At 51.2% G+C, this 22,049-nt stretch carries 16 protein-coding genes; 6 read left to right on the top strand and 10 right to left on the bottom strand.

All coding sequences use genetic code 11. From position 1 onward, the window contains the following. Window positions 1-164: 164 nt before the first annotated feature. The 3 genes from P2H89_RS07150 to P2H89_RS07140 are packed head-to-tail and all read left to right on the top strand — an operon-like array spanning window position 165 to window position 5,590. Window positions 165-2,054, top strand: coding sequence for a heparinase II/III family protein (locus P2H89_RS07150; RefSeq protein WP_275825902.1), 1,890 nt, complete (start codon window positions 165-167; stop codon window positions 2,052-2,054). 4 nt (window positions 2,055-2,058) lie between these two features. Next, on the top strand, window positions 2,059-3,423 hold the full coding sequence (locus P2H89_RS07145) for a BNR-4 repeat-containing protein (RefSeq protein ID WP_275825901.1): 1,365 nt from the start codon (window positions 2,059-2,061) through the stop codon (window positions 3,421-3,423). A 16-nt stretch (window positions 3,424-3,439) separates the two neighbouring features. Next, on the top strand, window positions 3,440-5,590 hold the full coding sequence (locus P2H89_RS07140; RefSeq protein WP_275825899.1) for a polysaccharide lyase family 8 super-sandwich domain-containing protein: 2,151 nt from the start codon (window positions 3,440-3,442) through the stop codon (window positions 5,588-5,590). A gap of 1 nt (window position 5,591) precedes the next feature. Here P2H89_RS07140 and P2H89_RS07135 read toward each other — a convergent pair whose 3' ends face one another. The 5 genes from P2H89_RS07135 to P2H89_RS07115 all read right to left on the bottom strand — a co-directional run bounded on the left by P2H89_RS07135 (window position 5,592) and on the right by P2H89_RS07115 (window position 14,233). Further along, complete coding sequence (locus tag P2H89_RS07135; RefSeq protein WP_275825898.1) at window positions 5,592-7,646, bottom strand: right-handed parallel beta-helix repeat-containing protein; 2,055 nt, start codon at window positions 7,644-7,646, stop codon at window positions 5,592-5,594. A gap of 153 nt (window positions 7,647-7,799) precedes the next feature. Continuing rightward, complete coding sequence (locus P2H89_RS07130) at window positions 7,800-8,789, bottom strand: DUF4466 family protein (RefSeq protein ID WP_275825897.1); 990 nt, start codon at window positions 8,787-8,789, stop codon at window positions 7,800-7,802. Window positions 8,790-8,818: 29 nt separating this feature from the next. Then, on the bottom strand, window positions 8,819-9,226 hold the full coding sequence (locus P2H89_RS07125; protein ID WP_275825896.1) for a hypothetical protein: 408 nt from the start codon (window positions 9,224-9,226) through the stop codon (window positions 8,819-8,821). A 40-nt stretch (window positions 9,227-9,266) separates the two neighbouring features. After that, window positions 9,267-11,129 carry a RagB/SusD family nutrient uptake outer membrane protein gene (locus P2H89_RS07120; protein ID WP_275825895.1) on the bottom strand — a complete coding sequence of 621 codons (1,863 nt, stop codon included), beginning with the start codon at window positions 11,127-11,129 and terminating at the stop codon, window positions 9,267-9,269. Window positions 11,130-11,140: 11 nt separating this feature from the next. Next, window positions 11,141-14,233, bottom strand: coding sequence for a TonB-dependent receptor (locus P2H89_RS07115; RefSeq protein ID WP_275825894.1), 3,093 nt, complete (start codon window positions 14,231-14,233; stop codon window positions 11,141-11,143). A 260-nt stretch (window positions 14,234-14,493) separates the two neighbouring features. On the opposite strand from P2H89_RS07115, the gene P2H89_RS07110 reads away from it, so the two are divergent. From P2H89_RS07110 to P2H89_RS07100, 3 genes are all read left to right on the top strand, one after another. Further along, complete coding sequence (locus P2H89_RS07110) at window positions 14,494-15,222, top strand: pirin family protein (protein ID WP_275825893.1); 729 nt, start codon at window positions 14,494-14,496, stop codon at window positions 15,220-15,222. 120 nt (window positions 15,223-15,342) lie between these two features. Further along, window positions 15,343-15,921, top strand: coding sequence for a nitroreductase family protein (locus P2H89_RS07105; RefSeq protein WP_275825892.1), 579 nt, complete (start codon window positions 15,343-15,345; stop codon window positions 15,919-15,921). Window positions 15,922-15,933: 12 nt separating this feature from the next. After that, window positions 15,934-16,251, top strand: coding sequence for a hypothetical protein (locus P2H89_RS07100; RefSeq protein WP_275825891.1), 318 nt, complete (start codon window positions 15,934-15,936; stop codon window positions 16,249-16,251). A 4-nt stretch (window positions 16,252-16,255) separates the two neighbouring features. On the opposite strand, the gene P2H89_RS07095 is transcribed toward P2H89_RS07100, so the two are convergent. The 5 genes from P2H89_RS07095 to P2H89_RS07075 form a co-directional block, all read right to left on the bottom strand. After that, window positions 16,256-16,837 (bottom strand): Crp/Fnr family transcriptional regulator, encoded by a 582-nt coding sequence (locus P2H89_RS07095; protein WP_275825889.1) that lies wholly within the window; start codon window positions 16,835-16,837, stop codon window positions 16,256-16,258. A gap of 100 nt (window positions 16,838-16,937) precedes the next feature. Next, window positions 16,938-17,498, bottom strand: coding sequence for a hypothetical protein (locus tag P2H89_RS07090; RefSeq protein ID WP_275825888.1), 561 nt, complete (start codon window positions 17,496-17,498; stop codon window positions 16,938-16,940). A gap of 156 nt (window positions 17,499-17,654) precedes the next feature. Continuing rightward, window positions 17,655-18,089 carry an FKBP-type peptidyl-prolyl cis-trans isomerase gene (locus P2H89_RS07085; protein ID WP_275825887.1) on the bottom strand — a complete coding sequence of 145 codons (435 nt, stop codon included), beginning with the start codon at window positions 18,087-18,089 and terminating at the stop codon, window positions 17,655-17,657. A 200-nt stretch (window positions 18,090-18,289) separates the two neighbouring features. After that, on the bottom strand, window positions 18,290-20,548 hold the full coding sequence (locus P2H89_RS07080) for a cellulase family glycosylhydrolase (RefSeq protein WP_275825886.1): 2,259 nt from the start codon (window positions 20,546-20,548) through the stop codon (window positions 18,290-18,292). Window positions 20,549-20,611: 63 nt separating this feature from the next. Then, entirely contained in the window at window positions 20,612-22,033 is a 1,422-nt protein-coding gene (locus P2H89_RS07075; protein ID WP_275825885.1) for a discoidin domain-containing protein, read from the bottom strand. Window positions 22,034-22,049 lie beyond the last annotated feature (16 nt).

Genomic DNA, 22,049 nt, shown 5'->3' with positions numbered 1-22,049 from the left:
TAGCCGGGTAAACTTGGGGAAAAAAGCTGGAATCGTTTTCAGTTTGACACTTTTTATTTACTGAAACGTTTTCGTAAATATATACCCCCGCAGCGAAGGTTTCCAATCCCACAGAATGTCTAATTTACCGAAAGTATTCACCACCTGCGAAACACGATTGCCGTATGCGAATAAGAACATTACTGCCTGGCCTGCTGGCCCTGGCGTTCATGGCCACCGTACCAGCGAACGCACAAACAGACCATCTTGGTAGCTTTAAAACCGCTCCCGCACATCCACGTATACTATTGATAAAGGGCGAAGAAAGCAAGATCAAGGCCACCATCAGTGGTGATCAAACCTGGAGCCGTCTGCACCAGGCCATCCTGAATGAATCAGACATCATCGTAAAAGCCGCGCCCATAGAACGTATCCAGATCGGCCGCCGCCTACTCGATAAATCAAGGGAAGCCATCCGCCGGCTCTTCTTCCTCTCCTACTCCTATCGCCTCACGCAGCAAGCTGTGTATCAACAAAGAGCCGAAAAGGAAATGCTCGCCATCGCGGCCTTCTCCGATTGGAACCCCACCCACTTCCTCGACGTGGCTGAAATGACGATGGCCATGGCCATTGGGTACGACTGGCTATATGATCAGCTATCGCCCACCTCCCGCACAGCCATCAAAGAAGCCATACTCAAGAAAGGTATAGAACCATCCCTGGAGGCCAAATACAATAGCTGGTTAAAGGCGGAGCACAACTGGAACCAGGTCTGCAATGCAGGCATGACATACGGCGCCATGGCCATCTACGAAGATGAACCAGCACTGGCCCGGCAGATCATCAACCGCGCCATCGAAACCATCACCCGCCCCATGGCCGATTACGCCCCCGATGGCGCCTATCCCGAAGGTTATGGCTACTGGGGTTATGGCACCAGCTTCAATGTAATGTTCAATAGTGCCATTGAAAAGTTGTTTGGCAAAGACTTTGGCCTCAACAGTCAGCCTGGTTTCCTGAAGACTGCCGGCTACCTCGAAAATATGACCGGCCCCTCGGGTAAACCATTTAACTACTCCGATGCAGGCGGAAATGGCGGCCTGCAACCTGCGATGTTCTGGTTTGCCAACAAACAAAAAGATCCATCCCTGTTGTGGGTGGAGAAAAGCCGTTTACAGAACACCGATCCACAATCACATGTAAGTAATCGCCTGCTGCCCGCCATCATGCTCTGGGGCGCCGGTATCAGTATCGATAAAGCGAAAGCACCCGCCACTACCATGTGGGTAGGCAAAGGCAAGAACCCCGTAGCCCTGATGCGCAGCTCCTGGACCGATCCCAATGCCCTCTTTGTAGGCATGAAAGGCGGTTCGGTATCCGTGAACCACGCGCATATGGACATCGGCTCCTTTGTGATGGAAGCAGACGGGGTACGCTGGGCCATGGACTTTGGTATGCAAGACTACGAATCGCTTGAGTCGAAAGGCATCAAACTGTTTGGACGCACCCAGGATGCCGAGCGGTGGACGGTATTCCGCCTCACCAACCTCGTACACAACACCCTTACCGTAAACAACCAGCACCAGCGCGTAGTGGGTTATGCGCCCATCACCAGCACATCTACCCTGCCAGCCTTCATGCAGGCCACAACCGATATGACGCCTGTGTACAAGGGAGCACTCGCCAAAGCCAATCGCGGTATCGCTATCGTCGATAAAGCATATGTCGTGGTGCAGGATGAAGTAGTAACGCTCGATACGCCCACCACCATCCGGTTCACCTTACTCACCCCTGCAGAGGTGAAGATCACAGGCAACAATACCGCCTTGCTTTCGAAAGACGGCAAACAACTGCAACTCGAAGTGAACGCGCCCGGCAAGCTCACCATGAAAACGTGGTCAACCGATCCGCCCAATAGCTACGATGCACCCAATCCCGGCACCATACTCACCGGTTTCGAACTCACCCTGCCGGCAAACACCAAGGCTACCATCGTTACTACGATGAAGCCTATAAAAGCTGCAAAGGCAAAGACAAAAACATTAGGCCCATTGGACAACTGGAAAAAGGATTGAGGCGATGAAATACCTGAAATTATCTGTCACCCTGCTGCTCCTTAACTGTCAGGCCACTTTACTGGCACAACTGCCCCGCGCCGATGGCTATAAAGGCATTTGGTTTACCCTTGGTCAGGTAACACAGTATGGCGATAAATACTCCGGCGGATTGGGTACCTACACCTCCAGCCACGTGCCGGTAGCCATTTATGCCAAATCGGTTGACAAAACATTCTTTGTGTACGGCGGCACCACCGGAGAGAAAGATCGCCACCTATTGATCATGTTATCCTATTATGATCATGCAAAAAACGAAGTCCCTAAACCCGTGATCGTGTATGACAAGAAGGGAGTCGATGATCCGCACGACAATGCCTCACTCTCGATCGATGAGCAGGGGTACATCTGGGTCTATGTGAGCGGCCGCAATACTTCCCGACTCGGACTTATATTCAAAAGCAAACAGCCCTATAGCATTGACGATTTTGAGCAGATACGGGAAGCTGAGATCACCTACCCCCAGCCCTGGTGGGTAACCGGAAAAGGCTTCATCCACCTGTTCACCAAATACACCAAAGGCCGGGAACTCTACTGGTCAACGAGCGCTGATGGACGCACCTGGACGCCCGACCAAAAACTCGCCGGCATGGGCGGACACTACCAGGTTTCCAACATGCACAACGGAACACTATATACCGTCTTCAATTACCATCCTGGTGGAAATGTCGACAAGCGTACCAATTGTTACCTGTTGAAAAGCGCCGATATGGGCAACACCTGGACCACCATCGATGGCAAGCCCGTTCAAACACCGCTCACCAACAAACAGCACCCGGCGTTGGTAAAGGACTATGAAGCGGAAGGCAAAATGGTATACCTCAACGACCTCAACTTCGATGCCGAAGGCAACCCCGTAATACTGGCTGTCATTAGCCGGCATCACGCACCCGGCCCACAAGGCGATCCGCGCGAATGGGTTACCATGCACTGGAAAAAGGGGAAGTGGCATTTCAACACCATTACCACTTCCACCCATAATTACGATATGGGGTCCTTGTACTTCGACAAGAACCGGTGGACGATCATTGGTCCCACCGAAACCGGTCCGCAACGCTGGGGTACCGGCGGCGAAATGGTGAAGTGGGAAAGTGCCGACAATGGACAAACCTGGAGAAGACCGCAAGTGCTTACGCATCATAGTCAACGAAATCATTCCTATGCCCGGCGGCCATTAAATGCTCATCCAGGCTTCTATGCATTTTGGGCCGATGGAAACGCAGACAGTCTCTCGAAATCGGTCTTATACTTTACCAACGACAAAGGGCAGGTATATCAGCTGCCTTACGATATGACACCATCAACCCAACATCCTGTACCAGTTCGATAACCAACGACTACAAACTATGCTCAACAAACGAATAGCCCGCTATGCTGCAGCCTTTACCTTGCTGGCCGCCGCGCATAGCACCTACGCACAAAATACCTCCCTGATCAAACAACGGGTGGTCGATGACCTGCTCGCACCACCGGTCAACCAAACCGCCATACAGTCGATCGTTCAAACCATCCGGCCCGATGGCACCTGGCCGGGCATCGATTACAAGGACGTGTCCCGCACCGGTTTTCAGCACAAACAACACCTCGACAACATGCTCGAGCTGGCCCGCGCCTACAAAAAGCCGGGCAGCCCGCTATACCACGATGCTAATGTAATGAGGGCCTTCGGACCCGCACTCGATCACTGGATCGAAAAGGATTACCGTTGCGAGAACTGGTGGTGGAATGAAATGGGAACGCCCAACCTCATGGTCAATATTCTCCTGGTGATGGACAGCGACCTCACGGCACAACAACGGACAGGTGGCACTGCCATCGCGCACCGCGCCAATATGGAAACCTTTGGTGCGCGCCCGGGAGGCGATCTGATGCCCATTGCCGGTATGTTTGCCAAGCAGGGATTATTCCTCAACAATGCCGATACCCTCAACAAGGCATTGACAGCGATGGCATCGGATATGCATACCAGCACAGGCCGCGGCATGAAGCCCGACAAGAGCTTTCACCACCGTACCGACAACGTGATCTCTACCCTCACCTATGGCACCAATTATGCCAGTTCCTTTGCATACTGGGCAGCCAGGATCAAAGGCGCCGGCTTTTCCTTTCCTGATAGTTCCTTACGCCTCGTAACAGACTATTTCCTCGACGGTATCTGCCAATCGCTCGTATATTCCACCTGGCCCGATCCCGGCGCCATGAACCGCGATATCAGCCGTCGCAATGCCCTTGCGCCTGAAGACGTAGACCTGGCCGAAAACCTGTTGGCAGCCTCCGGCTACCGGGCAGCCGAACTGAAAAAGGTGATCGCAATAAGAGAAGGGAAAATGAAACCCGACATCACCAGCGACCGCTATTTCTATTACTCGCATTACTATACCCACCAGCGTCCAAACTATTTTGCGTCGGTAAGGATGCACTCCTCCAGGGCCAACAATATGGAAGAGCCGCACAATGAAGAAGGAGTTAAGAATCATTTTTACGGCGACGGGGCGCTCTTCATCACAAGAAGCACCAACGAGTACAACAATATCTTTCCCGTGTGGGACTGGCGCAAGGTGCCCGGCACCACCACCATTCAACGCAGTAGCTTTCCGCACTTCAAACAACTGGCAAAGAAAGGACTTACGGAGTTTGCCGGCGGAGCTACAGACGGCCGTAACGGTGTAGCGGCGTTTGATTTCGCCAGCGTGCATGAGCCATTGAAAGCCCATAAAGCCTGGTTTCTCTTCGATAAAGAAGTCGTTTGCCTCGGTGCGGGTATCCATACCGACTCCGCGCTAGACGTTGCCACCACCCTCAACCAAAGCTACCTGAACGGATCGGTGACAGTAGCTGCCGGCAGCAAGATCACTACGCTCACCAACGGCGCGCACAACTTGCCAACCGTAAACTGGGTATGGCACGATAGCATTGCCTATATCTTCCCGCAGCCGGCCGCCGTGCAGCTCAGGAACGCAGAAGCTACCGGATCCTGGCGCCAGATCAACCACCAGGCCTGGGCAACCGACGAACCGGTAACAAAGAAGACATTCACGCTTTGGCTCGATCATGGCACGCAACCACAGCAAGCCAGCTACGCCTGGATAGCCGTGCCGGCCATCGCCGCTAAAGATGTCGAGGCCTATAGAAAACAACAAGCAATAGAGATCATCAGCAATACACCGTCATTGCAGGCTGTACGCCACAAAACGCTTCAGCAAACAGGTATTGTGTTCTACACCCCCGGTCAGATCAAGCTCACTGAACAGATCACCTTGACAGCCGATCAGCCCTGTATCCTGCTGGTGAGTATGCGAGCGGGCCAGGTAATGCAGATAGCAGCCAGTGATCCTACGCAAAAACTCGGAACACTCCGGCTAAGCTTACAACAACAACGTAAAGCTTCACCAGGTGGAGGAGCAGAAAACCACGATAAGACAATACAAGAAAAGACCATCGATATCGCGTTGCCCACTCCCCCTTATGCCGGAGCCACGGCCACCTGGAAGCCCTGACTTATTCCATTTGGATAGATCTTGCAGCACTGATCTTTTGTTGGTCAGTGCTGTTTCCATTTGATAACAGGGTATTCTTTTCGAAACGCGTATTACCGGCGCCATAAGCAGCAATACCATAACCGGCATTGAACTGTATCTTATTGCCGGTGGCAGTAATGTTCGTGGATCCGCGATAAAGAAATTCCACCATTACCCCACTGCGGTCATTGGCTTCAATAAGACTATTCAAGACAGAGACATGCTTACTTTCGGCGATCAATACGCCGTAATAACCATTACGTGCAATTTCACAGGAGTCTATGATGACTTTGGTGCTTTGATCGATCGCAATGCCGCTGCCTAAAGGAGAAGTTACCAACCGGCACTTAGTTACCCTGGCGTCCTGGCAATGAAGCAGCTGAAGGTTGTGCAAAAGTTTTTGACCCGGCGGTACACTCACACCATTCTCGCTCAGGTCGCAACCCGATACCTCAACGCCCGTTGCGCCACTGATCAATACCCCATTGAAAGTACAGTTGCGGACAGTAAGATTGACCAGCGCAACGTCCTGCATCATCCCTTCCTTGGGTGCCCTGAACAGGATGCCACCGCGGTTATAACCACCCCGGTACGAACGCGAACTGTTGGGATCGCTGGGTATGGAGGTAGTATTGGAACCCTCTATGACGAGGTCGCGGATCACCACATTACTCATATTGTCGGAACCGTTCACGATGGTTTCCCGGGCGCCCGAGGCCGGATCGAGAAACAGCACCGTCGCCAGTCCCACGCCCGATAGACGCACACCGCCTGGTATTCTAAGTGGTGCCGGCAGGGTATGCACACCAGCTTGCGCCACCACCCAACGCCTGGTACCAGCAGCACCATCGAGAGCCTGCTGCAGAGATTGCCCCGGCGCAACGAAAACAGCATCTTCGGGAAACACATCAGCTATAGTGGCGCCCCTTACGGAAGCCCATACACCTGCTACAGGGGTTTTGCCTTTTGTAACGGGAATACCCAATGGCGCCCGCACAGCGGTGAGCACACTGCGCGACGCGCGTGGCCTTACACTGTCGGCCGCCCTTTCGGTGAAAGGCAGATTAATATTGCGAGCCTTGTAGTGCCAATAGACATACTCGTAATCGTCCCGCAGTTCTTTGGCTCTTTCGGAGATCGGTCCATAGCTGTGCGGTTTCTCTCCCAGCAGGAATTTGGCCGTATACTCGTAACCCAACGCCAGCCGCAGGTTAGAAAACAGGTCTACCCCCTGCGTAAAAGCCACTTGTGCGGCGCCGGCAAACTCCCCCAGCCCCAGCTGCACATGTCCCTGGTCGCGCATGGTTTCCTGGCACTGACCACTGGCATAAATGTATTTGAATAAACTGCCGTTCACCGGTGCATGCAGAAAATGATCAATGGCATTGTTGAACATAGCCCTGTTATCGAGAAAGATGCCCATTGCCACCAGGGAATGGATAATGGCGCCATCCCAGTTGCCGTTCGCCTGCGGATAATAATAACGCAGCAAAGGATAGTAAACGGTGGTCAGCATTTCTTTAAATTGGTCGATACTTTCAGTCTTCCAGCCGGCACCGGTATAACGTAACAATTCGGCGGCATTGCACAGTTGATGACCCGTCCAGGCCGCCAGCAGTTTGGCGTCGTTATAATCAAACTGCCATAATGCGGGCGACCAGCTATCGAGTATGGCGATAGCTTTATGCGCATAGTTCTTCTCACCCGTGATATACCATATCAACGCATAGTTATACGCCATGGAGGCGCTGCGCGAGAGTTCATTGCCGCCGATATTGGGCTTACCATAGGGCCCGCGCAACACATAGGCATGGGCAGCCGGCGTAAAAGCAGTATCGGTAGCAGCCTTCAACCGGTCGAAAGCATCTTTCCAACGTCCGGAGCTTTTCAATGCCTGCTGCTTCATGTGGAGCAGGTCCTTAGCCGTTTGATCGATCCCTGGATGGATGAATGCCTGCCCCCGCATCGATACCGGACATAAAAGAGTCAGGGTACATACGATAGCCAGGATACTTACGCGTAAAATGAATTGCATGGATAAAAGCTTTAATAGATCGTTTATGCTGTAAAAAGGAATAGCCCCCTTGAGGGCTATCCTTCGTTCTTGCTATAAAATAACTAACTGCTGCCAGCGGGAAGGGCTTGAACGCAACATCTGCCTCGAAAGGCATCGTTGCGGCCCTGCTCATTACAACGCATAACGCTTGATGCTGATCACCGCGTTCTTGTTGTTGTCGTTTGCTGAATTGAAATACACATAAGCGAGGTATTTCTTATCTGCCGTCTGGATCCAGATACCGGCTTCCGCCTTCATGTTGACGGCATAGTTTACGCCATTGGAAATATCGAGCGTTTCGAAATCCTTGTCGTCGATGTAGATACCAAACTGAAGACGGGCCAGGTTATAATCCTGTAACCCAAACACCCGTTGGATCTTTGCATCCCTGTTCACCCCCGTAGGCAGGGTAACACCCGGCAGGTAGATAGGATCTGCCGCAGGTGCCACCAGTGCGTGCTTGAATGTACTGGTAAACGTGCGGTACAGGTATACCAGATCGATCTTGCCGGGGTTCGCGGTTGCTCCGGCAGTATTGTAGACAGCCATGTCTTCAATGGAGATGTACATATTGTTGCCATCGCTCACGGGAATCAGGCGCTTCATATCCATCTTGGAAACCTTATAGGGTCCCAGCTTGTAAGTGGCAGTTTCTCCATTGCTGCTTTTTGCCCGGAAGGTGAAAGAAACCTCTTTACCACGGGCAGCTTCCGGAACGATGTAATAATACCTTAATGCTGCTGCGGAAGTATCCTTATTGAAATTAACGGTAGTGATACCCTTCGAGCTAACACTGGGCGCACCTACTTCTACGGGAATATCCGTACCGGTGTTATTGGTATAGAAGGAGCGGTGTTCCAGGAACGTGCCGGTAGCACCTTCAATGGTAGCTTCTACTTCGGCCGACACCAATTTGCCCTTCGAAGGCAGGATACCCATGGCGTATACAAACTCAACGGTATCTGCTACTATGCTCGGACCCAACGTGCGTTTCATGGCATCATTCTGCAACACATCTTTGGCTGCTGGTAACGCATAGTCCTTTTTATCGCAACTCGTCAATCCGGTAAGCGCTACACCCAGAAGTACCAGGGGAAGAATATATTTATGACTACGTTTCATGATTGCTGATTTAATAATGTAAGAATGAATTAGCGGGGCTGTACGGTGATCAATACTTTATAATCCTTCCTGATCTTCCGGTTGCCCGATACCACCGTGTATACCTTTGGATTGGCCAGGTCCGAAAAGTCGGTCCTGCCGGTGATCTTGGGCTCCAGCTTACAATCCTGCGCCAGTGTGAACTGGGGATACAGGTTTTTCAGGTCGGTGCCGAACATCACGGTTACATTGACGGTCTGAGCCGTAGTATCGATGGTGGCAGCTTTGGTGCGCACAGTCACGAAGTCGGTGCCCAGTAATTCAAAGTTGCTCACGAAACATTCTTGTCTCGAGGTGATCAGCAAACCATCCTCGTCGATCGGGTTATCTTTTTTGCAGGCCGTGATCACGAAGGTCATCAGTAAAACGGCGCATGCTATATTGATATACTTTTTCATTGTTGCAAACATTTAAAGTTCTCTTTAATGGTTCAGCCACTTAACGCCAGGGCGTGTTTTGGGTAAGATTCGGATTCAGGTCACGCTCAGACGGTGGAATACGGAAAATGTAGTTCTGCTCGTAGGTCCTGTCAGAAGCATTCTGGTAGTAACGCTCGCGATCTGCACCCCAGGTATCTCTCCTCCACACACCGGCGGTACCAGGAGCACCCCAGATCCTTTCAATGGCCCTCCAACGGCGGATATCGAAAGAACGCTGACCTTCTCCGATCAACTCTACGATGCGTTCCTGCTCGATAGCATTGAAGAAAGCGGTTTTGTCTGCGATCATCGCAGGCGTCAGATCCGGCAGTTTACCCCGGCGGCGTACTTTATTGACAGCTTCGATCGCATCTGCTTGCGGGCCATTCACTTCGTTGGTCGCTTCTGCATACATCAGGAACACGTCTGCCAGGCGGATAACCGGCCAGGCAAAGTCACCATCGCTGCGGCCCTGACCCGAGTAGTTGCGAACGAACTTGCGGAACACGTAACCCGAGTTCACACCATCGGTATTATAGGTGATGTAAGGCGTGCCGTTGATGGTAACATTGGCGCCCCATGTTTGATAAATAAAGGGACACATACCCGTAGATTGGAGGGATACCATTCCTACACTCACTTCATAATCCCATTGAAGGGTAGCCTTCAAACGATAGTCGCGGTTCAGATAGGATTGTGGATTTACAGCGGAGTTGGGAGCCGTACGCGCACTTCCATTGGTCGTCGGATTCATGCCCACGAGTTTGGTAGCAAATTCACCCGTAGTGAGTGTTTGGTATCTATCGGCGATCTCGTAGCGGGGAGATACCCAGCACTGAGAGCCTTCGTGCGAACGGCCGGCGAAATCACGCATCAGCTCTTCCCCCTGGCTGGTGGCATTGCCTCCGTGGGTAAATACGAAGATCATTTCAGGATTGCCATTGGCCTTGGGAGTAAACAGGTGATAATAGTTGGGCAAAGAATCGGCAGTACCCAATTGACCCAGGTAACCAGGATCTCCGCCCATGTACAAGGTGAGGCCAAAATCATTGATCACAGATTTGAAGTCAGCCGCTGCTGCAGTGAAAGCTGCATTGGCAGCCGAGATATCCTGGGTAAATCCTTCCAGTTCGGGCCAGCCGTTTTTCTTCCAGCTACCCCAGTACAGGTTCACTTTACCACGAAGCGATAAAGCCGCAGGCTTGCTCAAGCGGCCCAGGGCAGCACCCTTCACCGGCAGTTTGCTTACGGCATAATCGATATCCAGCAAAATAGAGTCCTTCACCTGACCAATCGGAAGCCTTGTCTGGCTCAACATATCTTTATTCGCCTCCGAAGCAACATTACTCACTGTCTTGGTAAAGTAAGGAACGTCACCATACATGGAGATCAACTTGAAATAAGTCAGCGCACGCAAAAGCTTTGCCTCTCCGATCAACACTTCCAGTGTAGCGCGGTTACCGACATTCGATTCAATCATGCGGTTGATATTGTTCACCACATAGTTGGTCCTGTTTACGGAACCATACAGGTAGCGGTACATTTTGTCGAAGCTGGAGGCATAACCCGATGGGCCAAAGTTGCCGCCGTTATAAGCATCACCCAGGCGGAGGTTGCCGCTGGTGGTGCTGGTGCCGCGGGCACGCACAAACTCGCCTTGCCCATCAAAGTAATAGTCCCGGTCGAAACACGGACGTGTAGCGGCATATGCACCCATCAATGCTACTGTGGCATCGCTTTCTGTTAGCCAGAATTCATTTTGCAATACTTCAGTCGTCGGCGACTGATCCAGCAGACCTTTCCGGCAGGCGGGCATGAACAGCATCGCACCGGAAAGGATCAATATCGTAGTTAGTATAGTATGATTTGTTATCTTTTTCATGTTGCAGCAATTTAGAAGCCCAGTTGAACAGACAGGGCATAGGATTTAACAAGCGGGTACATGTTGTTGGCGCTACCACCTTTTTCAGGATCAAGACCTCTGAAGCTGGTTACCGTAGCGAGGTTCTCAGCAGAACCTGCAATGCGCAGACTGTTGAGGTGTACCCTGCGCAACAGGTTGCCTGGTACAGAGTAACCTACCTGCACATTCTTCAGGCGCATATAGTTCAGGTTGTCGAGCCAGAAAGTGGTTTCCGCCCTGTTGTTGCCGCTGCCACCCAGGCGGGGCCACGCACCGTTGCGATTGTCAAGAGACCAAGGATTGTTCCAGTGATCCCAGGTTGCTGCATAACGCGATGCTGCGAAATTGGTATTGTTGAAAGCATTGAGCCAGTAATCCTTTCTTCCCGCAGCTGCCTGCAACAGGAAGCTTACATCAAATCCTTTCCAGGATACATAACCATTCAGGGCTGCGAAAGTAGTAGGCCTGTCACGCTGACTGTTGACGTCGGCTGTCATATCATTACCATCGATACGGCCGTCGCCATTGATGTCCTTACGGATGATATCGCCTGGTTGTGCGCCCTGCGGGGTGTTGTTGTAAATATCCTGCCAGGTTTGTGCAATCCCTTTGTCTTCATAGGTGTACACAAAATGGTAAGGCATATCGAGGAATACCCAACCGCGCGTCAGGAATTCATTCCATTTCTCCAGGTTGGTCCTGTTGTAAGATGCATTCAGGCTCAAACCATAGTTGATGTTACCCACTTTGTCTTTCCAGCCGATGGTGGTCTCGATACCGCGGTTGCGCAGGTTGCCGATATTCGTACGGGGTGCGTTGAAAGCTCCATCGAGCATGATCGATAACTCTGAAGGCCTGTTCATACCCGTCGTCAAACGATCGTAGTAATCAAACTCAGCGGTCAGCCTGTTGTCCAGGAAACCAAGTTCAAGGCCAACGTTCAACACCGCCGTTTCTTCCCAGGTCAGGCTCTGGTTGAGGAGCTTGTTGTTGATTAAACCACGTTGCACATCACTGTTCAGCACATAATGATAGGCTCCCAGTGTGGCTTGTTGCTCATAGCGCCCTACTCCACTGTTGTTACCCAGTGTACCATAAGAAACCCGGAGCTTACCGTTGGTAAGCCAGTTACCGGTAAACTTGTTGATAAAATTTTCTTCGATAAAGCGCCAGCCCAGGGCTACAGAAGGAAAGAAACCATATTGGCTGCCGGGCAGAAATTTCGAAGAACCATCCACGCGGAAGTTGGCTTCCAGGAGATACTTATTGTAAGCAGTATAGTTCAAACGTCCGATGTACGAACGCAGACCCTCACGGCTCGAGTTACCGCCGGTCCCTACCAGACTGGTCAATGCTGCATCTACTTCATGCAATCCGGGATTCAACCGGTCGTTGCGGGAGCTGTTCTGGAAACGGTCGTACCAGAACTCTTCGCTGTATACAAACAATGCGCTGATGTCGTGGTCGGCAGCGATGGTGGTATGATAGTTCAGGCGACCATTCAGCATTGTCTTATAACCGGTAAAGGTATTGTTGACGATGGGAGCATTGGGGCCTACATACACACGGCTACCGAAAGTATTTGTCTGGAAGTTAAAGGCCTGGTTGGGGGTATTGGCCTGCCAGTTAAACTGGTTGTAATAGTTAAGTGAGTAATCAATAGTACCGGTCAGCCCTTTAAACGGTGTCCAGTCCCAGTACATCATTGCATTCATCTCTTGCCTGGTTTGGCGGTTCAGCATATTCTGATACACGGTATACGGATTGTATGCCTGGGGATCTTCGCCATAAGCCATAACGCCACCAAACTTATTGGAAGCGGGATCATAAGGCGTAATACCGGCAATGGCATATTGCATATCGGTACCTGCTGTATTGGCCGGATCTGAATCGGTAAACCCTTCTTCGAGGGCATACAGGAACTCGGACCAGTTGCCATTGAATTTAACGCCCGTGTTCATGTTGTTCTTCACTTTGTAATCGAAGTTGAAGCGGGCATTGTATTGCTTATAGTTGTTGTTGATCTGAAGGCCCTTTTCATCACGCATGCCCACAGAAGCAAAGAAGTTCGATTTATCGCTGCCACCGGAAGCCGACAGGTTGTAGTTCTGGAAAGCACCGTCCTGGGTGATCACATCCCACCAATCGGTGTTGGGAAATTTCAGCGGATCGATCATACCCATGGCCATCCACTGGTCGATGGTACCCAACCTGAACAACTGGTTGCTGGGCAGTGTGTTGACAGCCGTTCTTTGCCTTTGCAATTGCAGCGCCCGGGGATAATCGGCCATGAACGAATAAGCCTTCACTGGCTTATTCAACGCCATATTGCTGTTGAAATTGATGGCGGTTTTCTTGGCGCCCTTGCCCGACTTGGTCGTGATGAGGATAACACCATTCGCCGCACGGGATCCATACACCGAAGCAGAGGTCGCATCCTTCAGGATCGAAACCGATTCGATATCGTTCACGTTCACGCGGTTGATATCGATATCAGGCATACCGTCCACCACGATCAGCGGACTGGCATTGTTGACCGTACCCAAACCGCGGATCACCAGGGAAGCGCCGTTACGGCCGGCCATACCCGTCGATTGGGTAGCCTGTAAACCCGGCACCAGACCACTCAGGCCCGAGGAAACGTTGGGTACCGAACGGCTGGTCAGTTTTTCATCGACTGTTACGGTGGAAACGGCTCCCACCAGGTTCACCTTCTTCTGGCGGCCATAACCTACCACTACCACATCGGTCATGGAGGTCACCTTTAATTTCAGCGCAACATTGTACTCGGCGCGCTCGTCTACCTTCAACGTAACCGTTTCGTGGGTGGTAGAGGAGAAAATAAGCTCGGCGCCATTGGCCGCGCTGATCGTAAAAGCACCCTTTTCGTCGGTTTTGGTGCCTGCAGCGGCACCACGCACCATGACGGTGATATCAGGCAAAGGAGCGCCGGTTTCGTCCTTTACGGTACCTGAAATCGTTTTCAGTTGTGCTAATGAAAAAAGGGGGAGTAGAAAAAACAAACAAAACAGCTGGATCACGGACAAAGGAACCTTCGTCCGCAGATGGAGAGTCTGTGGCATAAGCAATCAGTTTATATGTTAGAATATAGCTAACTCAAACTTGATAAAAAAAGCTGGAATCGTTTTCAGAAATTAGCAATTTATTTACTGAAACGTTTTCGGATACGTTTTCGGTCCCCTCCTGCCCGGACTTTTAAATCTCCTGTTTTATGTACTTAATGTAGGTTAAGTCCATTTCTTAAACCAGATTAATGGATGCTCGCCCTGCCTGGCTGCACCTTTGTGTAAGAAATAAAGCACAAAACCATAAAACATAGAGCATGGCAACCTATATAGAACATAAAGCCAATACGAGAGGCCACGCCGATCATGGCTGGCTCAACAGCTATCAGAGTTTCAGTTTTGCGGGATACTACAATCCTGAGCGTATCAATTTTGGCGCGCTCCGCGTGCTCAACGATGATGTCGTGGCAGGCGGTAAAGGTTTTGGCCTGCACCCGCACGACAATATGGAGATCATCAGTATCCCCCTCAAGGGAGCCCTGGAGCACAAAGACAACATGGGCAATACCAGGGTGATCAGCCAGGGTGAGGTACAGGTGATGAGCACCGGCACCGGCGTATTCCACAGCGAGTACAATCACAACGCCGACCAGGAAGCACAGTTCCTGCAGATATGGGTATTCCCTAAACAATTGAATATAGCGCCACGCTACGATCAGATAATACTCGATCGCACCAGGATGCAGAATACCCTCCTGCCCTTTATCAGTCCGGAATCGGCTGACGGAGGCACTTATATTCAACAGGATGCCTGGTTCAGTTCCGGCATCTTCGACAACGGTAAAACGACCAGTTATGACGTGCACAGTACCGGCAACGGTGTGTATGCATTCGTCATCAGCGGCAGCTTCACCGTAGATGGCCATTTACTGGACGCGCGTGATGCGCTCGCCATAGAGAACCCTGCAACGGTGAACATAGTAGCTACAAGCGACAAAGCCGAACTCCTGATCATTGAAGTACCTATGAAGCCATCGTCAAATTGACGCCGGCGACTGCCGTATCCCGGTTAAGAAAGCCCAAACTGGCAGCCGATTTCTTAATCTACTTCAATGGAACGGGCTTTGCACCGGTAGTAACTTTGAATAACAATAAAACAACAAGCTATGAGCACGATAAAAACAGCCAATACACAATACCCCGTAATTGACCTTATCAAAAAACGTTGGAGTCCTCGCTCTTTCTCGAACAAACCCATCGCTGAAGCGGATATGTTGACCATCCTCGAAGCAGGCTCCTGGGCGCCCAGTGCCAACAACTCACAACCCTGGCGTCATGTATATGCCTTCAAGGGTACAGAAGGGTTTGAAAAGATATGGAATACACTGTTACCTGGTAACCAACCGTGGACGAAAGACGCGGCTGCACTGGTGGTAAGCATCGGCATAAAAGAACTGCCCGATACACAACAAAAGAATGCCTATTACCTGCACGATGTAGGCATGTTCAATTCATTCCTGCTGTTGCAGGCGCAATCGATGAATATTTATGGCCACCTGATGGCTGGATTCGATAAACGTAAGCTGGCAGAGTTGCTGAACCTGCCAGAGAATGAAGAAGCCGTGAGCATTATGGCGCTGGGTTATACAGATGCCGCTGAAAAGTTGCAGGAGCCCTACAAGAGCCGGGAGATCAGCCCGCGTACACGCAAGGCCCTCGAAGAATTTACATCCTTAATGAATTAATATTCCGTACTCATGAGCAGGCAGCCTATAAAGATCCTGGCCATTGGCCGTAATGCAGAGATCATGGAGGTAATGCAAAGGTTGATCAACGTACCCGACAAAAGATCAGGCGTAGCAGTTACAACAGATGAAGAAGCAGAGGCAGCATGGCAAAAAGAAACGTTCGACCTGGTGATGCTTTGTGCTGGCATCGATGAAGAAGCGGAAAAGAACCTGAGGAACAAGATAGCACAGATCAACCCCATGACGAAAGTGATCAGGCATTATGGAGGAGGAAGTGGACTATTGGAGAATGAAATAGAAGCGGCATTGGCAGTTCCGGGAGCTTAGGAGGTCAGGATTTTTTATAGAGACTGCTTTTTACCTTACTTAAAAATTCAGGGGAAACACCAAGATACCTTGCAATCTGGTGCTGCGGAACACGCTGCACCAATTGCGGGTATTTTTCTATGAAGGCTTTGAACCGCTCTTCTGCCGTTTGTGATACGGAAGCATAAAAGCGTTGTTGCAATACGCCGAGATTGCGCTGTAATAAGTTACGGTAGAACTTTTCAAGCTTGGGAATCTTTTCAAGCAATTCAGCTTTCGAGCGGTAGTCCAATACCAGCAATTCGCAATCTTCCAGGGTCTCTATGAATTGGTTCGATGGTTGCTGATCCATAAAACTAATGAGATCGCTCACCCACCAGTTCTCCACGGCAAAATGCAGGATGGTTTCTACACCCTCCTTATCGATAAAATACACCCGTACGCACCCCTTCAAAATATAAGCTTCGAAAGCACACACCTCTCCTTCCTGCAGCAGGAATTGTTTTTTCTTCACCTGCTTGTGCCTGAACATCGAGTGGAACAAAGCCCGCTCCTCATCATTTAACTGCACATATTTAGCTACCGAAGCATCGAGTTGGTCGTACATGTGATACTGGCTATTGTGGTGGGTTCAAAAATAACCCGGACAGTTAAGGCTGTCCGGGTCAACATATGGCAAAACTACGGTTCGTCTTTCAGAAAATGGCCTAATCAGGAATATTCAACGCAGCCTTCACTTTGTTGTAATCACTCCAGTCAATAGCCATACGGGCTTGCGTACCTCCCGGTACCAGCACATAACGATATTGCTGTCGTTTTACGCCACCTTCAGTATAGGAATCTGCTTCAATATTCGAATACAGTGTAATCTTCTGCGTATGGTAGGCAGCATCAATGATGATCCCAAACCAGGGGTCCCAATATGGCAAAGCATAGATCTGGGGCTGTGTTGGTGTACCTACGTTGACGAATACCTTCATATCACCCTTTGTCAGAATATCGGCGGTAAGCTTCGAAGCAGTAATGTCGACAAAATATCCCAGGGTATCCCCGGTAGCCGGATCCTTATCAGGAAGAAAGTCAAGATCGAGCCAGTTAGAGTAAATCACATTAGCTGTGCCAGCCGCTCCCGCTGGGCCTGCTGGGCCGGCTGGTCCGGCGGGACCCGCTGGTCCGGCTGGACCTTCATCTCCCTTTTTGCAATAGGCAAATAGCAACGATGCAGCTAGCAGTATAGCAACCACTCGCGGAGTAGAATTGTGTAGCATAGCATTTGATTTTAATGTTTGCAAATCATTTTCAGACTTCCAACTTAAATATAACCAAATACTTGCCACCAATATCTAAAAAAAACGAATCGCACAGGATTTTGTGCGATTCGTGGCAAAGTTCCTGCAATCGGAACCTGCATATGATAAAATTATTTAAGAAATACCAAGCAACTCTACTTCAAAAATGAGCGTACTATTCGGTCCAATCTGTGCACTAACCTGGCGATCGCCATAACCAAGATCGGCAGGAATAAAGAAACGCCACTTGCTACCCTGAGGCATCAGCTGTAAGCCCTCAGTCCAGCCCTTGATCACCATGTTGAGCGGGAAAGTAGCCGGCTGTCCGCGTTTTACGGAACTGTCGAATACCGTACCATCGATGAGCGTTCCATGGTAATGACAAGTAACTTTATTGGTAGCCAAAGGCTTTGGCCCGGTGCCTTCCGTCATGATCTCGTATTGCAAACCACTGGGCAAACTCACCACTCCTGGCTTTTGCTTGTTGGCTTCTAAAAAATCCTGACCAGCCTTCAGGTTGGCAGCTGCTTTTTCATTCTTCATTTGGAACAATTTATCTGCGATTCCCATACTATTGATTTTTCGCAAAGATAGGCAAGCCGGGCGAGTTGACGTCATCTTGTGCATGCCCGAACGGGGAATTTCAGGGTATCCGGGCAACCAAAGTCAGCCGCCAATGTCGCCCGGTACAACAAGGCCATGCCGATCAAAAAAGAAGGCCAGGTACAGACGTACCCGGCCGTTAATTGCTATATGTGAAATAAGAACGCCTACTCCCTCACCAGCTTCCGGGTAACCACCTTCCTGTCGTGCACCAGCCGGATCGTATAAACGGCCGGCCCCATACCCACTGGTTTGAAGATCGCCCGGTGCTGGCCCGCCGGTAAATTGCCATTCACCAACACCGCTACCCGCCTGCCCAGCAGGTCGAATACGGTCAGGTTGGCAAATCCACCCTTCTCCAAGTAAAAACTGATCGTATTGCTTTCCCGGAAAGGATTGGGAAAGCTCTTGAGCATGACGGCAGAAGCCGCGACATCCTCTCCCGCCAGGCCATTTTGCACCAGCGTGCCGGCGTTGAGCGATGAAGCCGTTGTAATCACCAATTGAGGCGGATTACTGCCCGTTTCTTTCGAGTTCCAGGTGATCCGCGGACTGGTAACTACCGTGCTCAGCAATGCCAGAGAGATGCCATTGCGGCCTGCTGCCTTCTCGGCCGCTACGTACGCCGTAATATCCCAGGTATAATACCTGCCGATGGAATCCGTTACCGTAGCGCTCACCAGCGAGCTGCCTGTGGCGGGTTTATTATTCCAGGTAATGGCCGACTCGGTCCAGGTAGTGTTAGAAACCGAATGACAATTCACGGGGATATTGCTGTTCCGGTTGTCGTCCAGCTTTCCGTATACCCGTAATACGGCCGATGAAATAGCGCCGCTCACACCCGCCGCATCAAAGCGCAGGTAGGTATGCCGGTCGTTGCCGGTGGCCGGATTGCTGTTCAGCTTACTGATCAAAATGGCAGGATCAGTTGTACCGTGTGTAATGGCAGCGTAGGTACCATTCCGCACGTACGCATCGTGCAGCGGGGCCAGCGTGTATTGCTGACCACCAGTACTACCGGTCAGTATCTTCACTTCCGTATAACTGTTCCATAAGTTCACGCTGTTGCCATGTCCCACGATCCGCACATATTTGGCATCGCGGGGGGTAAAGCTGAAGGTTTCCAGGTTGGTGGAAGTACCATTGCTCACCCTGCCGGCAGATGCGGTGGTCCAGGTGGCTCCGTCGTTGCCAACCAACACATCAAAGGACGATGTCCGGGTATTACCGTTGTAAAATGCGATCTGCACACCGGTTACATTCATGGTATCGGATAAGCAGAACTGGATCCATTGGCCATCGCCACTGGCACTCCACCGCGTAGCCAGGTTATTATCCAGTACGTTGGCGGCCACATTACCATCGTCGGCACTGGCGGTAACAGGCTCACAGGTGGGCGTACCCCCGCCTGGAAAATCATCGGCCGGTGTACGCATACGGTCCCTGATCCAGGCGCCTGCCGGCTTGAGGTTGGCCACCGTCCACGGACCACCCGAACAGGTTCCCGTGTTCCAAACCGCCCCGCTGCGGAAGTCATCCGAGTAGTTCCAGTTGGTCCACCCGATCTTCTTGGTGCGCATCAGGTCGATATACTGCTGGCTCCTGGTAAAATTGTTGGTCCCGTCGCCAGAGGCAGTCTGTGTTCCAAACTCGGTCACGAACACTGGCAATCGGTCAGAAGCCCAGTTGAGCTCGTCGAGGTATTCCTGTCCATGAGAGGCTGCATAAAAGTGGAACGTGTACATGATATTGGAAAAACTAAGCGGGTTGCTCACAATGTCCTGTGCCGAACGACCGTCCGACACGCCGAAGGAGGCCCAACCATGCGTACCGATAAAGATCGGGGCATCGGCATCGATGGCGCGGATCACCGGAATGATCTGGTCGGCATAGGTCTTGATCCTGGCCCAGGTAACGCCGTTAGGTTCGTTGCAAACATCATAGATGATGTTGTTCTTGTTCTTATGCGCGTTGGCAATGGCCGTGAAAAAGGTTTTGGCCTTGGCCAGGTTGTCGTTGGGATCTCCGGGATCAAGCTGGTGCCAGTCAACCAGCGCATACATCCCCCGTTCTGTTGATTCATCGATCAACCGGCTAACCTGGTTGGTAAACCCAGTGGGATCGGTATCATATCCTCCCTCCTGCACATACAGGGAGATGCGCAGGATATCGGCGCCCCAGTCATTCGCCAGGGCATCGAGCGATGCCTCGGTAAGGCAGCTGTTCCAGCCATACCACTGGATACCATGCGTACTCATACCCCGCAACTGGATGGGGTTGCCGTACTGGTTGCATAATTTCAAACCGATAACCCGCAGTTGCCCATTCTTGGCTACCGGAGTTTGCGCTTTAACAGGTGCCGCAGCAAGTAGTAGAAGCCATAGTAGGCTCATCACGTGCAGGAACCCTTGGATTCTTTTTTTCATGAGGATTTCATTTTTAATGATGAGGAAAAGGTTGGTTAATGGTAATTATTAAATCAGTGGGTGTTATTTCACCAGTAGCCGCGCAGTGCTGCGCTGGTCTGCCCCGGTCAATTGCACAATGTACAGGCCGGCTGCTTTACCCGCCGTATTCCATGTTGCCACATAAGTGCCGGGTGTTTTATGTTCATCCTGCAACAGGGTTGGTTGACCGCTTGCATTATAAACAGCCAGGCGTATCCGGCCTGTTTTATTCACCACGTACCTGATCGTCGCTAGCCCTCCGCTTACCGGGTTGGGACTCACGACTAATTCCGTTGCTGCATCTTTCGCCGCTTCATCGGTAGTAGCGGCAGCCAACAACGTTGTGCTACCAGATGCATTCAAAGCGGTGTTAGACCCAAATACCCTGAACTCCGATAAACTGGCCCAGGGACCCGTGTACCCCGAAGCACCGGTTACATTGATCTTAACATACCTGGCGCTCACCCCGCCTAGTTGATCGGTGATCGGCGCCGCAACACTGCCCGGCGTAGTATTGCTGCTGCGGTTTACGACCTGCGAATAAGTACCGCCCGACGTTGTTTTGGTTTGTATCGTATATTGATAAGCGCGGTCGAGGTAACAAACCAATTCCGAATGATCCAGCACATATACAGCACCGAGATCTACCTCGAGCGATTGAGGATATCCAGTGGCCGACCACCTGGTGCCTGTGTTGCCATCCACCGCCGAACTGGCCGGATTCTCGGGCTGCGGCTGTGAGGTAGCAGTAACAGGCCTGTTCAAGGCCAGGTTCGTCACCGTACCAGTCGAAGGCGCATCGCCATCGCGGAAGAACCGGGCCTTACGCCATTTCACCACGGCTTCGTCGGTGGTAAGCGTGCCATAATTACCATATTTGTGGTAATTGGTGACAGCTTCATTGTCGGCGATCTCGGCCTTCTTGATGCCATTTACATAAATAATGATCTTGTTACCCACGTCCTCCTGCAGATGTATAACATTGATGCGTAGCTCTACCCCGTATATGCCGGTAGCCAGCGTTTGCCCGGCACCGCGTAGTGATCCCCCATCGGCTGCATAGCCGCGGATCATCATCTGTGTGGCACCGGATGAGCTGCCGAATATCTGCATCAGGCTCTCGTCCTCAAGGGGCGCATAGATCGTCACATAGCCCTCAAACTGGCGGCTTCCGGTGGAATACTCATTTTGCAGCCTGATCTCCGCACGGTTGGTGCGGTTGTCAAATAGCCTGAACTGCTCCGTGTCATCGCTGCTCGTATAGGTATAGTCGGCACAAGCCGGACTGCATACCGATTGGTAAGCACTCCAGTTGAAGGTCTGCAAACCCGACTCATTATCGAGGTGGATCTTCTTCGTAGGCGAATAGGAAACCCAGCCGCTGCCCAATTGAGCCTGTGAGGGCAATGCCCCGCAAAGTGCTGTCGCAACTAGTAATGTGGAAACTGGAAACTTGATCTTCATGTCTGTTGATTTTGAT

Origin of the sequence: Paraflavitalea sp. CAU 1676 (assembly GCF_029223285.1) — a bacterium.
GTDB lineage: Bacteria > Bacteroidota > Bacteroidia > Chitinophagales > Chitinophagaceae > Paraflavitalea.
The sequence above is the reverse complement of the archived record's forward strand: the minus strand, read 5'-3'. Positions and strand labels throughout refer to the sequence as shown.